General features: G+C 34.7%; 9 protein-coding genes. 8 read left to right on the top strand and 1 reads right to left on the bottom strand.

Features of this window, described 5'->3' with window-relative positions; genetic code table 11:
* Positions 1-153: 153 nt before the first annotated feature.
* Positions 154-2,280 carry a M3 family metallopeptidase gene (locus tag QO200_RS02755; RefSeq protein ID WP_371536041.1) on the bottom strand — a complete coding sequence of 709 codons (2,127 nt, stop codon included), beginning with the start codon at positions 2,278-2,280 and terminating at the stop codon, positions 154-156.
* A gap of 175 nt (positions 2,281-2,455) precedes the next feature.
* Between QO200_RS02755 and trmD the strand changes: the two genes are divergently transcribed.
* From trmD to QO200_RS02715, 8 genes are all read left to right on the top strand, one after another.
* Complete coding sequence (gene trmD / locus QO200_RS02750; protein ID WP_371536038.1) at positions 2,456-3,133, top strand: tRNA (guanosine(37)-N1)-methyltransferase TrmD; 678 nt, start codon at positions 2,456-2,458, stop codon at positions 3,131-3,133.
* Between the two features lie 172 nt (positions 3,134-3,305).
* A complete protein-coding gene (gene rplS, locus QO200_RS02745; protein WP_367751816.1) occupies positions 3,306-3,656 on the top strand; it encodes a 50S ribosomal protein L19 in 351 nt (116 codons plus the stop codon).
* 269 nt (positions 3,657-3,925) lie between these two features.
* Positions 3,926-6,148 (top strand): NADP-dependent isocitrate dehydrogenase, encoded by a 2,223-nt coding sequence (locus QO200_RS02740; RefSeq protein WP_371536035.1) that lies wholly within the window; start codon positions 3,926-3,928, stop codon positions 6,146-6,148.
* A 131-nt stretch (positions 6,149-6,279) separates the two neighbouring features.
* Positions 6,280-8,661, top strand: coding sequence for a carboxypeptidase-like regulatory domain-containing protein (locus tag QO200_RS02735; protein WP_371536033.1), 2,382 nt, complete (start codon positions 6,280-6,282; stop codon positions 8,659-8,661).
* 5 nt (positions 8,662-8,666) lie between these two features.
* Positions 8,667-9,485 carry a DUF4249 family protein gene (locus QO200_RS02730; protein ID WP_371536031.1) on the top strand — a complete coding sequence of 273 codons (819 nt, stop codon included), beginning with the start codon at positions 8,667-8,669 and terminating at the stop codon, positions 9,483-9,485.
* Between the two features lie 140 nt (positions 9,486-9,625).
* Complete coding sequence (locus QO200_RS02725) at positions 9,626-10,288, top strand: thiamine diphosphokinase (RefSeq protein ID WP_371536029.1); 663 nt, start codon at positions 9,626-9,628, stop codon at positions 10,286-10,288.
* Between the two features lie 122 nt (positions 10,289-10,410).
* Complete coding sequence (gene rlmF / locus QO200_RS02720; RefSeq protein ID WP_371536027.1) at positions 10,411-11,370, top strand: 23S rRNA (adenine(1618)-N(6))-methyltransferase RlmF; 960 nt, start codon at positions 10,411-10,413, stop codon at positions 11,368-11,370.
* Between the two features lie 344 nt (positions 11,371-11,714).
* A complete protein-coding gene (locus QO200_RS02715) occupies positions 11,715-14,768 on the top strand; it encodes a TonB-dependent receptor domain-containing protein (protein ID WP_371536025.1) in 3,054 nt (1,017 codons plus the stop codon).
* The last annotated feature ends 7 nt before the right edge of the window (positions 14,769-14,775 follow it).

Genomic DNA, 14,775 nt, shown 5'->3' with positions numbered 1-14,775 from the left:
AGTAAAACTTAAACGTAATTACATACGCTAGCCCAGATGGAAACGGCATCCTATTGTGCCGGTGTTCGGCACAATAGATAGAGTGGACAGCTGGAAATTGCTCCAAAAAAAAATGACATCCTTTACGAATGTCATTTTTTAGTATAATAATAGTTATTCTTTTTCTAAAAGTCCGGCGTTTCTTAAGTACGGTTCGATTTCCATATCGTGACCTATAAATTCTTTGAAAGCTTCGTTTAAATCTACACTATTCCCTACTGATAAAATGTATTTTCTAAAACGCTCAGAGTTCTCTCTAGTTAAACCACCGTTAGCATTCATCCAGTCATATACATTGTAATCTAACGTTTTTGACCAAGTATAAGCGTAATATCCAGCAGAGTAACCGCCAGACCAAATGTGTGCAAAATAAGGAGTATGGTATCTTGTAGGTACTTCGTTAACTAAAAGTCCGTATTTTTCAAGCGCTTCTTTTTCGAAAATTAAAGTAGGTTTAAAATTGGCTTCGTTCTCTACACTATGCCAATTCATATCTAAGGTCGATGCTGCTAAAAGTTCCGTTACATCATATCCTTTATTGAAGGTTTCTGCTTTTTTAATTTTGTCAATTAATTCCTGAGGAATCACTTCTTTTGTTTTGTAGTGAATCGCGTAATTTTTCAATACTTCAGGATCTAAAGCAGCGTGCTCATTGATTTGAGAAGGGAACTCAACAAAATCACGAGGCACTGATGTTCCAGAAAGGCTGGTGTAATTTTGATTAGCAAATAAGCCATGTAAAGTATGACCAAATTCATGGAACATAGTCGTTACATCGTCAAAACTAATCAAAGATGGGTTTCCGTTTACTGGTTTTGCAAAGTTATACACGTTTACAATAACTGGTTTTTGTTTTAAATAATGTGATTGATCCACAAAATTATTCATCCAGGCACCACCATTTTTATTGTCTCTAGTGTAGAAATCTAAATAGTAGATTGCGATTGATGTACCGTCATTATCAAAAACTTCGTAAGCCACTACATCTGGATGATAAACTGGTAAATCTTTTCGTTGTTTAAATGTGATTCCGTACATTTTTTTGGCTGCAAAAAACACTCCTTTTTCAAGAACTGTAGTCAATTCAAAGTATGGCTTTACTTGACTTTCGTCCAAATCATATTTGGCTTTACGAACTTGCTCTGAATAAAAATTCCAATCCCATGGCTCTAATTTAAATCCACCATTTTGAGAATCGATCAAATCTTGAATTTCTTTAGCTTCTACTTTTGCTTTAGCAGCTGCTGGCCCAGCGATTTTTGCTAATAAGTTCATTGCTCTCTCTGGCGTTTGTGCCATTTGATCTTGCAATTTCCACTCAGCAAAATTCTTTTTCCCCATCAAGTTGGCTTTTTGCAAACGCAATCTGGCCATTTTTTCTAATACCTCACGAGTATCCCCATCATCATTCTTTTCGGCACGAGTCCAAGACGATTTAAATATTTTTTCTCTAGTTGCTCTGTTAGTTAAACTTTGCAATAAAGGCTGTTGCGTTGTGTTTTGCAATCCTATTAAATACTGTCCGTCATGACCAGCTTCAGTCGCTTTCACTTTTGCAGCAGCAAGATCATTAGCGCTCAATCCATCTAAATCTGCTACATTATCAAAAAGTATAGCCCCGTTTTTACGAGCGGTTAATAATTTGTTTCCAAAAAGAGTTCCTAAACTAGCCAACTCCTCATTGATTTTTTTCATTTTTCCTTTGTCAGAATCAGATAAATTAGCTCCTGCCAATTCAAATTCTTGCAAATAGTACTGCGTTAGTTTTTTATCTTCTCCTTTAAGAGCATTCAAATCAACTGCTTTAAAACGTTTGTACAACTTAGAATTCAAGTACATTTTATCGCTATGCGCTGAAAATACAGGTGCATATTCTGCTTGTAGCGCTTGCAATGTTGGGTTGGTATTAGAACCTGTCAAGTTATAAAAAACGCTAGCTGCTCTTTTTAAATCTACTCCCGAAGTTTCTAAAGCCAATACGGTGTTTTGAAAAGTAGCTTTAGCAGGGTTATCTGCAATTGCTACTATTTCCTTGTCGTGAACCGCTAGACCATATTCAAAAGCAGGTTTAAAATGTGCGTCTTTTATTAAATTAAAAGCGGGAGCTTGGTACTGCAACGCACTTTTTTGTAATAATGGATTGGTCATTTTTACTGATTTATTTTGAGCATTAATCGATTGTAAAGACGTAACCATAACAAGCATAGCGCTTGATAAAATTAAGTTTGATAAAATTTTCATAAATTGATTATTAATTTTGATAAAAGTAAATAAAAAAAAGCACCTCAGAAAGTTAACAGCTGTTAATGTTTTAGTCCGAAAATATTAGTTAAAAGGTTCATTCATTGATAAAATGAAGCCAGATAACTCCTAAAAAACTTTGTACCTTTGCGCTTTCAAACTAAGATATAAAATCATGCGAATTGATATTGTTACCGTTTTACCTGAATTATTAAGAAGTCCGTTTGAGGCTTCCATTATGAAACGTGCTATTGACAAAGGATTAGTGGAGGTACATTTTCATAATCTACGCGACTACACAACCAACAGACAAAAAAGTGTTGATGATTACCCTTATGGCGGTGGTGCCGGCATGGTAATGACAGTTCAACCGATCGACGCTTGTATCACACATTTGAAAAGTGAAAGAACTTACGACGAGATCATTTATATGTCGCCTGATGGAGAAACGTTAAACCAGAAAATGGCAAACACCATGTCCATGTATGAGAATATTATCATCTTATGCGGTCATTATAAAGGAGTGGATCAACGCGTGCGTGACCATTTCATTACTAAAGAAATTTCTATAGGTGATTATGTTTTATCAGGAGGAGAATTAGGTGCGTTAGTGTTATCAGATGCCTTAATCCGATTGATTCCGGGTGTTTTGAGTGATGAAACCTCAGCATTAACAGATAGTTTTCAAGATGGTTTATTATCTGGACCTATATATACACGACCTTCAGACTATAAAGGATGGAAGGTTCCTGAAGTACTAACCAGCGGTAATTTTGCTAAAATTGACAAATGGCGCGAAGACATGGCGTATGAACATACTAAGAATCGTCGTCCAGATTTATTAGAAGAATAATTATTTTAAATGTTGAATTTTAAATTTTAAACGACTCAGAATAAGGCTTTAAATAATTCGAAATTTATAATTTATAATTCAAAATAATTTTCTACTTTTGCGGTCACTTTAGACCAACCTCTGGCGAGATCCGTGAATGTTGATTTGATAAAAAACCATAATTAAAATTATCATGGCAGATTTAATGAAATTCGTTCAAGACGAATTAGTAGCTAGAAAAGATTTCCCTGTATTCGGAGCTGGTGATACTATCACTGTATACTACGAAATTAAAGAGGGTGAAAAAACTAGAACACAGTTTTTCAAAGGAGTTGTTATCCAAAGAAGAGGTTCTGGTAACACAGAAACTTTTACTATTCGTAAAATGTCTGGTGCTGTAGGTGTTGAGCGTATCTTCCCTGTAAACTTGCCAGCTTTACAAAAAGTTGAAATCAACAAAAAAGGTGCAGTTCGTAGAGCTAGAATTTTCTACTTCAGAGAACTTACTGGTAAAAAAGCAAAAATTAAAGACAAAAGAAGATAGTAAAATATCTCTTTATCATAAAAGTCCCATTCCGAATATTCGGAATCGGGACTTTTTTTATGCTTATTTTTTAATAACAAGCCCAGTCACAATCATTAATAAAAATAACATTTTTAGACGAACGCGTTAGTTATCTGAAAAATCATATATTTCTGTATCAAACCGAGCCTCTTTTCAGTCTGATTTCCTTATATTTGCTACGCTTAATTTTAAGCAGACCATACATTTGACATCCTACTTAGGGAGGATACGATTATAAAAATAAAAAAATGACACAGAAATCAAAGATTGTTTACACCTTGACTGATGAGGCGCCTTTGTTGGCAACTTATTCTTTTTTACCAATTGTACAAGCATTCACTGCAACAGCAGGCATTGAAATTGAAACGAAAGACATTTCACTAGCCTCAAGAATTTTAGCTCACTTCCCTGAGTTTTTAAATGAAGACCAAAAAGTGGAAGATGCTTTATCTGAACTTGGAAAACTAGCCAACTCGCCTGAAGCAAACATTATTAAATTACCAAATATTTCTGCATCTGTCCCTCAGTTAAAAGAGGCTATTGCTGAATTACAAAAACATGGTTACAAAATACCAAACTTCCCTGAAGACCCAAAAAGCGACGCAGAAAAGGAAATTAAGGCTAAATATTCAAAAGTATTAGGCTCAGCAGTAAACCCAGTTTTACGTGAAGGAAATTCTGATCGTAGAGCACCAAAAGCGGTTAAAAACTTTGCAAAAGCACATCCTCACTCCATGGGAGCATGGTCTGCAGATTCAAAAACAAAAGTAGAGGCAATGAAAAATGGTGACTTTTACGGAAGTGAAAAATCCATAACAGTTCCAGGAGCTACTGACGTAAAAATTGAATTCGTAGGAAAAGATGGAACGACTACTGTTTTAAAAGCGAGCACTCCATTAAAAGCCGGAGAAATAATCGATAGTTCAGTGATGAACTTAAAGGCATTAAAAAACTTTGTAGCCAATGCAATTGCAGAAGCTAAAAAAGAAAACGTATTGCTTTCTGTACACTTGAAAGCAACAATGATGAAAATTTCAGATCCAATTATTTTTGGAGCCATAGTTGAAGTTTTTTTCAAAGACGTATTTGAAAAATATAAAACTCTATTTACTCAATTAAACATTGATACCAGAAATGGATTAGGAGATGTTTATGCAAAAATTGCAGGTCAGCCGCAACAAGCTGAAGTAGAAGCTGCAATTACTCAAGCAATTGAAAATGGGCCTGGTTTAGCCATGGTAAATTCAGATAAAGGAATTACAAACCTTCACGTTCCCTCAGATGTAATTGTAGACGCTTCTATGCCTGCAATGATTCGTACTTCTGGACAAATGTGGAATGCTGCAGGAAAATTACAAGACACTATTGCTTTGATTCCGGACCGTTGCTATTCTGGTGTTTATGAAGCAACTATTGATTTCTGTAAAAAGAACGGTGCTTTTGACCCAACAACAATGGGAAGTGTTCCAAACGTAGGTTTGATGGCACAAAAAGCAGAAGAGTACGGATCACATGATAAAACATTCCAAATGACTGGAGACGGCGTTGTTCGTGTTACAGATACAAAAGGAAACGTTTTAATGGAACAATCTGTTGAAGAAAAAGACATCTTCAGAATGTGTCAGGCAAAAGACGCTCCGATTCAGGACTGGGTAAAACTAGCTGTAAACAGAGCTCGTGCTACAGACGTACCTACTATATTCTGGTTGGACGAAAACAGAGCACATGATAGAAAAGTAATTGAAAAAGTAGAGAAATATTTAAAAGATCACGATACAACTGGTTTAGATATACGTATTTTAAACCCAATTGAAGCTACTAATTTTACATTAGAAAGAACTAAAGCAGGATTAGATACGATCTCAGTAACTGGAAACGTATTGCGTGATTATCTTACTGATTTATTTCCTATCCTGGAATTAGGAACTTCCGCTAAAATGTTATCAATCGTTCCATTAATGAATGGTGGTGGTTTATTTGAAACAGGTGCTGGTGGATCTGCTCCAAAACACGTTGAACAATTCACATCTGAAGGATATCTACGTTGGGATTCTCTTGGAGAGTTCTTGGCCTTAGCCGTTTCATTAGAACATCTAGGTTCTGTTTATAATAATCCAAAAGCATTGGTTATATCTGAAGCATTAGATCAAGCCACAGAGAAGTTTTTACAAAACGATAAATCTCCAGCTCGTAGAATTGGACAAATAGACAACCGTGGTTCTCATTTCTATTTAGCAATGTATTGGGCAGAGGCTCTAGCAGCTCAAACCAAAGACACTAAATTACAAGCTACATTTGCTCCTATCGCAAAAGAACTGGAAGAAAACGAAACAAAAATTAATTCTGAATTAATTGGAACTCAAGGAAAACCTCAGGATATTGGTGGTTATTACCAGCCTAATCCTGAATTAACAAGCAAAGCAATGCGTCCTAGCGAAACATTTAATGCTATTTTAGCTAAAATTGCTTAATTAATTTTTATTACACTATTTTAAAAGACAACCAGCAACGGTTGTCTTTTTTATTATTAATATTTTTTTAACCTTTGTTTAATAGCATTTTACTTACCGTTAGACCAAATTTGTAACTCTAAATAAACAATATGTTTCACAAGAAAATCATAATCCTAATTGTCGGATTCTTATTTACACTCTCCTGCTATTCCCAAGAGAAATTTACACTTAGTGGTACAGTGACAGATATAAAAAATAACGAAACACTAATAGGTGTAAATATTTACATTCCTGAAATTAAGTCCAGTACCACAACAAATGAATATGGCTTTTATTCGATAACACTTCCTGCCGCTAATTACACGGTCTTAATTAGCTATATTGGATTTCAGACTGTATCTGAACAAATCGAATTATCTGAAAGTACAAAAATGAACTTCGGTCTATCTGAAAGTGGCGAAATGTTGCGAGAAGTAGTCATCAAAGACACGAATAAAAGCAGCAATATTAGATCGCCAGAGATGAGCGTAAATAGACTTTCGATTTCCTCTATAAAAAAGATGCCTGTTGTATTAGGTGAGGTTGATGTAATAAAATCACTTTTACTGCTTCCAGGAGTTACTAATGCTGGCGAAGGCGCTTCAGGATTTAACGTGCGTGGTGGTGGCGCTGATCAAAACTTAATTTTATTAGACGAAGCAACTATTTTTAACTCATCGCATGTTTTTGGTTTTTTCTCTGTCTTTAACCCTGATGCTATCAAAGATTTGAAATTATACAAAGGAGGTATTCCGGCAAATTTTGGAGGTAGAGCTTCGTCCGTTTTAGATATCTATCAAAAAGACGGTAACAGCAAATCTTTTCATGCTAGTGGTGGAATTGGACTGATTTCAAGTCGATTGTTATTAGAAGGCCCAATAGTAAAAGACAAAGGTTCCTTCTTAATTGGTGGTCGCAGTTCATATGCCCATTTATTTTTAAAACTTTCAGAAAGCACAAAAGACAACACCGCTTATTTCTATGATTTGAATGCCAAATTAAGTTATAAACTAAATCCAAATAACAATTTATACTTTTCAGGCTATTTTGGCCGCGATGTTTTTTCTATTAACGATAGCTTCTCTAACATTTACGGAAACACAACGCTTAATTTACGTTGGAATCACTTATTCTCAGATAAACTATTCTCTAATTTCTCAATGATTTACAGTGATTATTATTATGGGCTAGATTTGGATTTCATTGGTTTCAAATGGGATTCAGGTATAGAAAACTACAACATCAAGTATGATTTCAAGAATTACATCTCCGATAAATTCAAACTAAATTACGGTATAAATGCTATTTATTATTCTTTTAACCCTGGAAGAATTAGTCCAACTGATTCAGATTCGGCAATTAACCCTGACCAATTAGACAAAAAATATGCTTTTGAACCTGCTCTATATGTAAGTGCTGAACATGAAATATCTAAAAAAATTGCGGTAACTTACGGATTACGATACAGTATGTTTTATAGACTAGGAGAATCAACGCTAAATCTTTACGCAGATAACAACCCTGTAGTTTTTAATACAGAACAGCAAATCTATGAAAAGGCAACTCCTACAGGAACTCAATTTTATGATAAAAACAAAGTCATTAAAAGTTTCAACAACTTAGAACCTAGATTAGCAGTTTCGTACCAATTCAACGATAATAATGCTCTAAAAGCAAGCTATAATCGTATGACACAGTATTTACAGCTAATCTCTAACACCTCTTCGCCTACTCCTTTAGATATATGGATGCCAAGCGACAAATACATCCAACCGCAACTCGCTGATCAAGTGGCTTTGGGTTATTTTAAAAATTTTAATGATAATATGTATTCTCTAGAAGTAGAGACCTATTACAAAAAAATTAAAAACCGTTTGGATTATATCGACGGCGCTGATTTAATTGCTAACGACGCTATTGAACAAGTAATATTAAATGGTAGAATGCGTTCGTACGGGCTAGAACTTATGCTCCGTAAAAACGAAGGAAGATTAAACGGATGGATTTCTTATACCTTATCAAAATCAGAGCAGCAAACTCCAGGAAGAACTCCAGAAGAATCAGGAATTAACAACGGGGATTGGTACAATTCTGCCTATGACAAAACGCATAATTTAGCGGTAACAGCAGCATATCAAAAGAATGACAAATGGAGTTTTGGAGCTAATTTTGCTTTACAAACGGGGCAACCGGTAACGTATCCTACAGGACAATACACGTACTTAGGTGTCGTTATTCCGAGTTATGGCTTGAGAAACGAAAACAGACTTCCTGCGTATCACCATTTAGATGTTTCAGCAACATTAACTCCCACAGCAAATCAAGGCAGAAACTGGAAAGGAGAATGGGTTTTTAGTATCTACAATTTATACAATAGAAAAAATGCGGCTTCTATTAATTTTAGCCAAAACTTAGACACCGGTGTAAATGAGGCAGTAAAAACTTCCATTTTCGGAATCGTTCCTGCAGTGAGTTATAATTTTAAATTTTAATCGAAATGAAAAAAATAAACCTAGCTATAGTCCTACTCTTTACCTTTTTTATGAGTAGTTGCGAAGAAGTTATCCAAGTTGATCTAGATACCGAAGCGCCTCGTTTAGTTATCGAAGCCAATATAAAATGGCAAAAAGGTACTGATGGAAGCCAGCAAAAAATAAAACTGTCTACAACGACCTCTTTTTTTAGTGATAAAATCCCAACTGTTTCTGGAGCAGAAATAATTGTAAAAAACAGTGCCAATGTTCCTTTTATTTTTACAGAAATCGCTAATTCAGGAGAATACATATGTACTAACTTTATTCCTGTAATTGATGGAATCTACACGCTAACAGTGAAACTAAACAATACTATTTACAGCGCTACAGAGACATTGAAATCAGTTGCTCCTATTGATGAAGTTACCCAAAACAATGAAGGTGGAATTGCTAAAGATGAAATCCAGATCAAAACATTTTTTAATGACCCTGCTGCAATAAATTACTATCTTTTTCAATACACATATAAAGAAGAGCGTTTTCAAAATTTATCAGCCACTGATGATGATTTCTTTCAAGGCAATCGCTTTTTTAGCTTGTCGCAAAAAGATGATTTACAAATTGGTGACGAAGTTAAGATAACGCATTACGGAATATCAAAAACATATTACAACTATCTCGTTATCCTTATAACTATTTCTGGCGGTAATAGCGGTGGTCCTTTCCAGTCGCCACCTGCAACTGTAAGAGGAAACATTGTAAACACAATCGACAAAGACAATTATCCTTTAGGATTTTTCTCCCTTGGCGAAATAGATACAAGAACGATTACGATACAATAGATCGTCGTTTGGATTAGGGCCAGTGCATCCCGAAACTTCGGGAACAGGACGCAAGCAAAGCACGCTGGCGAACTAATAGCTCCTGAAAATCACTATTTTTTAGGTTGTTTTTTATATCTTTGCCCTTTAATTTATACTTCATGTCATCACACCATATTGTTCGCGACGACCAAGAACCCGCATTAATCATAGCAAATGGAGCCGCTTGTAATCCAGAATTATTAGGGCAATTACTAGAATGGTCTCCTTTAGTTATCGTGCTAGATTCGGCCATGGAAAGAGTCATGAAATTAGATATAAAAGTAGATGTTCTACTAGGTGATTTTGACCGCGATTTTGATGCTAATTACTATAAAGAGAAGCAATATCCTATTGAAATTGTGCATACTCCAGATCAAAACAAGACAGACCTTCAAAAAGCCTTTGATTATTTAATCAAAAGAAAAATCCCTGCTGTAAATGTAGTTTGGGCAACTGGAAGACGTACGGATCACACCATTACAAATTTGACTACCATTGTCCAATACAGAGAGCAGCTGAAAATTGTAATTCTAGACGACCATTCAAAAGTTTTTTTATTGTCAAAAAGATTCGAAAAATGGTACACTGCAAATACACCTATTTCTCTAATTCCAATAGGCCATGTAACTGGCATCCATTCTGAAAATTTATTTTATCCTTTGCAAAACGATAGCTTAACCATTGGTTATCGCACCGGTAGTAGTAACCATGTACTACAAGATGGAATCGTCACTATAGAACATGATGCTGGTGATTTATTAATGATGGAGTGCATTGATTAGTTTTTAATCTAAGAAAACTAAAACAAATCTTTAGTAAATCACTAAAGCTATACTTTTTTACATAACTTGCTACAAATCTTGATTTTAAAATAAATCTCTATATTTGCCTTGAAATAAAAAAAATGACACCTAAAAAGAATACTGAGAAAACAAATCTACACCCAAGGAACCAACACCGATTTCGATACGATTTTAAACTTTTAATAGCAAATAGTTCAGAATTAAACACATATGTTTCAATAAATGAACACGATATAGAAACGATTGATTTTAGTGATCCTGAAGCTGTAAAAGCTTTAAATAAAGCGCTATTAGCTACCTATTACGATATTCAAAATTGGGATATTCCCGCAAATTATCTTTGCCCTCCTATTCCGGGAAGAGCAGATTACATCCATTACATCGCTGATTTACTAGCTAGTAGTAACAATGGCATAATCCCAAAAGGCAATGCTATTCAAGGCTTAGATATTGGCGTTGGAGCTAACTGTATCTATCCAGTAATTGGAAATGTAGAATACGGCTGGAGTTTTGTAGGAACTGATATTGATGAAAAAGCGATTGAGAATTGCAGTAAAATAATTGAAGCCAATCCAAAGTTAGTCGATTTTATAAGTCTGCAACAACAAACTGAAGCTCGTTTTATTTTTAAAAATATCATTACACCTGAAGATAAATTTGCATTTACGATTTGCAATCCTCCTTTTCACAAATCACAAGAAGAAGCAACAAAGGGCTCTTTGCGAAAAGTTAATAATTTAGAATCTCGTGATTTTTCAAATAAAGCAACAAAACCCGTTTTAAATTTTGGAGGACATAATGCGGAATTATGGTGTGAAGGTGGAGAATTAGGCTTTATTACACAAATGATATACGAAAGTGCTAAATATCCGATGCAATGTTTTTGGTTCACCACTTTAGTATCAAAACAGTCTCATCTTTCCAGTATTTATAAAACATTAAACAAGGTTAATGTTGTCGAAATAAAAACCATTGATATGGCTCAAGGCCAAAAAACAAGCCGGATAATCGCTTGGACCTTTTTGAGCGAAGGACAACAAAAACAATGGAAGTTTGAATAGTTAAATCATACAGTTACTTATTAAATATAGCCCGTAAAGCGGCGAAAAACAGATAAAAACGACAAAGCCCTTTTTCATTGAGAAAAGGGCTTTGTCGTTTTTATCTGTCTAAAATAAAGCAATAGTTCTTTATTTTTTAAATATTTAAATACTGGTATAATTCTAATTCACAAATTAGTCAAAAAAAAATTGATTTAATTTAAAAAGGGCTTAAGAACAAATAAACACTCAATATCACACCGCATTAACAAGATTTTATTACTTTATTATTAATAATTAACATTTAAATAACATATTATTTTTTTTAATTGTAAATTTGACGCTCAAACTAAACAAACTACACCATGAAAAAACTATTATTTATTTTAACCTTAATTTTTTCGGCAGGATTGACTGCTCAAGAGATTAAAGTTACAGGAGTCGTAACTGACAACACAAAAGGACCCTTACCAGGAACCTCAATCCTCGTGAAAGGAACAACAAAAGGAACATCGACTGATGCTGATGGAAAATATACAATATCTGCTTCCATTGGCGATATTTTACAATTTACTTTTATTGGATTTGAATCAAAAAACATAAAGGTTACTGGAAGCACGGTAAATGTATCATTAGCTGAAAGCGGTGAAACACTTCAAGATGTAGTCATATTAGGATCACGTAGTTCTGCTAGAACAGTTACGGAATCAGCCGTTCCTATCGATGTAATTAACATGAAAGATATTGCGTCACAAGGGCCACAAGCTAACTTAAACCAAATCTTAAATATGGTAGCACCCTCGTTTACATCAAATACTACAACTGTAGCTGATGGAACAGACCATATTGACCCAGCTCAATTAAGAGGTTTAGGTCCAGACCAAGTTTTAGTATTGGTAAACGGAAAAAGAAGACACACTTCTTCCTTAGTAAATATTAATGGTTCTCCAGGAAGAGGGTCTGTAGGAACAGATTTAAATGCTATTCCAGCATTTGCAATTGATAAAATCGAAGTTTTAAGAGACGGCGCTTCTGCACAATACGGTTCAGATGCAATTGCAGGTGTAATTAACGTAAATGTTAAAAAAGCAACCAATAAATTAGACATTAATATCCTAGGAGGAACACAGTTATCTAGTGGTGCTAATGACCATAGAGGTGGTAATGACGGTAACAATTTACAAATAGATTTAAATTACGGTACAAGCCTAGGAAAAGAAAAAAGTTTCATCAACGCTACTGGAAGTTTTCAATTAAGAGGACAAACGAGTAGAGCAAATGATGTAACTGGTGGATTATTCAGTGCTTTTAATGCTATTGAACAAAGAGCTACAGAAGCAGGTACAAACATCAATTCATTATGGGGAAATATTAATAACACTCCAAATACTGCACAAATACTTACTGCTATTAAAGCTTATGCACCGCAAATAAGTTATTTTACGCAGCCACAAAAAGATGCAATATCGAATGCGGGGACTATTGGACAGATGCAAACTGCATTAAACTTTGATGCAACTGCAGGGGAATTAGCTTATAGAAAATTAGAGAGAAGTGCTTTCAACATGAAAGTGGGACAATCTTCACTACAAAGCGCACAGTTCTTTTTGAATGCTGCTTACCCTATTAACGAGAATCTTGAAGTATACGCTTTTGGAGGAACAAGTCATAGAACTGGTGAAGCTGCAGGTTTTTATAGAAAACCAAATCAATCAAGAACATATACCTTCTTATATCCAAATGGTTTCTTACCTGAAATTCACTCTACTATAAATGACGTATCTGCTGCAGCTGGTCTTAGAGGTAAAATCTTTAAAGAATGGAACTTTGATTTGAGTAACACGTTTGGTAGAAACGGTTTCGATTATAATATTGAAAATACTTTAAATTCTTCACTGAGAGAAAAATCTTCAACTGAATTTGATGCTGGTGGATTAGCCTTCTCTCAAAACACAACTAACTTTGATGTGTCTAGAAAAATTGACAAATTGAATGTTGCTTTTGGAGCAGAATATAGACATGAAAATTTCCAAATTACAGCTGGTGAACCAGATTCATACAATCAATATGATATAAATGGAGCAGTTGTTACTGCAACAACTGCTGCTACATTAAAAGCTACCGATTTTTATGGTTCAGTAAGAGCTGGTGGAGCGCAAGTTTTTCCAGGGTTCAAACCGGCAAACACTGTAGACAAAGGCCGTAATAGTGCTGCTGTATATGCAGACTTAGAATACGATGTAACTGAAAAATGGTTGCTAAACGGAGCATTACGTTATGAAAACTATTCTGATTTTGGTGGTACCACTAATTATAAAATAGCTACTCGTTATAAATTAACTGACAACATTAACTTACGTGGTGCAGTATCTACAGGATTTAGAGCGCCATCTTTACACCAAATCTACTTTAACTCAACTGCTACACAATTTGTAGGAGGTGTGCCATTTGAAGTAGGAACATTTAGTAACGATTCACCTGCTGCAAAACTATTAGGGATTCCACAATTGAAACAAGAAGAATCAAAAAGTGCTAGTGTTGGTTTCACAGCTAAAGTACCTGAAGCAAAACTGACTATAACAGCTGATGCTTATTTTGTGAAAATTGCTGACAGAGTGGTCCTTACGGATCAATTTTCTAGACCAGGAGGAACTCCTGTTGCTGGAAGTTCAGCAGCACAGTTAAACACTTTATTTGATAATGCTAATGCTACTGCTGCAACATTCTTTGCCAATGCTATTGACACAGAATCTAAAGGTATTGACATCGTAATAAGCCATAAAGCAGAAGTTGGAAATGGATTAACTTTAAAAACAGACTTATCTGGAACTATATCAAACACTAAAAAAGTAGGTGATATACACGGTTCACAGATATTAATTGACAATGGACAAATAAACAGATATTTCTCTGAATCTAGTAGAGTTTACTTGCAAGAAGCTGTACCAAGAGTAAAAGCAAATTTAACAAACTCTATGACAGTTAAAAAATTCGATTTCTTCTTGAGAAATGTATACTTTGGTGAAGTAACTGATCCAAACATAGCTGATGCAAATGGAGACGGAACTATTAATGCTATTGTTGTTAATAACCAAGCAGTTGAAAATGAGCACCCAGTATGGGCTGCAAAAATCATTACTGATTTATCTGTAGGGTATAAAGTTTCTAATTCGACAAAAGTTGTTATAGGAGCTAATAATATTTTTGATATTTATCCAACAGCTAACTTAGGACCACAAACAATTGCTAAAAGAGCCTCTGGAGTTGACACTAGCGGAAATGTTATTTATTCCCCTACTACATCTTCAAACAATTCAATCGATTTATCAAATGCAAATCAATTTACATATTCAAGAAACACATCTCAATTTGGACAAAACGGAAGATTTGTTTTTGCTAGATTAAGTTTCAGTTTCTAATAAAAAT

This window comes from Flavobacterium sp. Arc3, assembly GCF_041431375.1.
In the GTDB taxonomy this organism is placed as follows: Bacteria; Bacteroidota; Bacteroidia; order Flavobacteriales; family Flavobacteriaceae; genus Flavobacterium.
This window is presented reverse-complemented; position numbering and strand designations above follow the sequence as displayed.

Excerpts from the sequence above, each read along its gene's own strand:
- QO200_RS02740 (WP_371536035.1), top strand. The coding sequence starts at position 3,926 with ATGACACAGAAATCAAAGATTGTTTACACCTTGACTGATGAGGCGCCT.
- rlmF (WP_371536027.1), top strand. The coding sequence starts at position 10,411 with ATGACACCTAAAAAGAATACTGAGAAAACAAATCTACACCCAAGGAAC.
- QO200_RS02725 (WP_371536029.1), top strand. The coding sequence starts at position 9,626 with ATGTCATCACACCATATTGTTCGCGACGACCAAGAACCCGCATTAATC.
- QO200_RS02755 (WP_371536041.1), bottom strand. The coding sequence starts at position 2,280 with ATGAAAATTTTATCAAACTTAATTTTATCAAGCGCTATGCTTGTTATG.
- trmD (WP_371536038.1), top strand. The coding sequence starts at position 2,456 with ATGCGAATTGATATTGTTACCGTTTTACCTGAATTATTAAGAAGTCCG.
- QO200_RS02715 (WP_371536025.1), top strand. The coding sequence starts at position 11,715 with ATGAAAAAACTATTATTTATTTTAACCTTAATTTTTTCGGCAGGATTG.
- rplS (WP_367751816.1), top strand. The coding sequence starts at position 3,306 with ATGGCAGATTTAATGAAATTCGTTCAAGACGAATTAGTAGCTAGAAAA.
- QO200_RS02730 (WP_371536031.1), top strand. The coding sequence starts at position 8,667 with ATGAAAAAAATAAACCTAGCTATAGTCCTACTCTTTACCTTTTTTATG.
- QO200_RS02735 (WP_371536033.1), top strand. The coding sequence starts at position 6,280 with ATGTTTCACAAGAAAATCATAATCCTAATTGTCGGATTCTTATTTACA.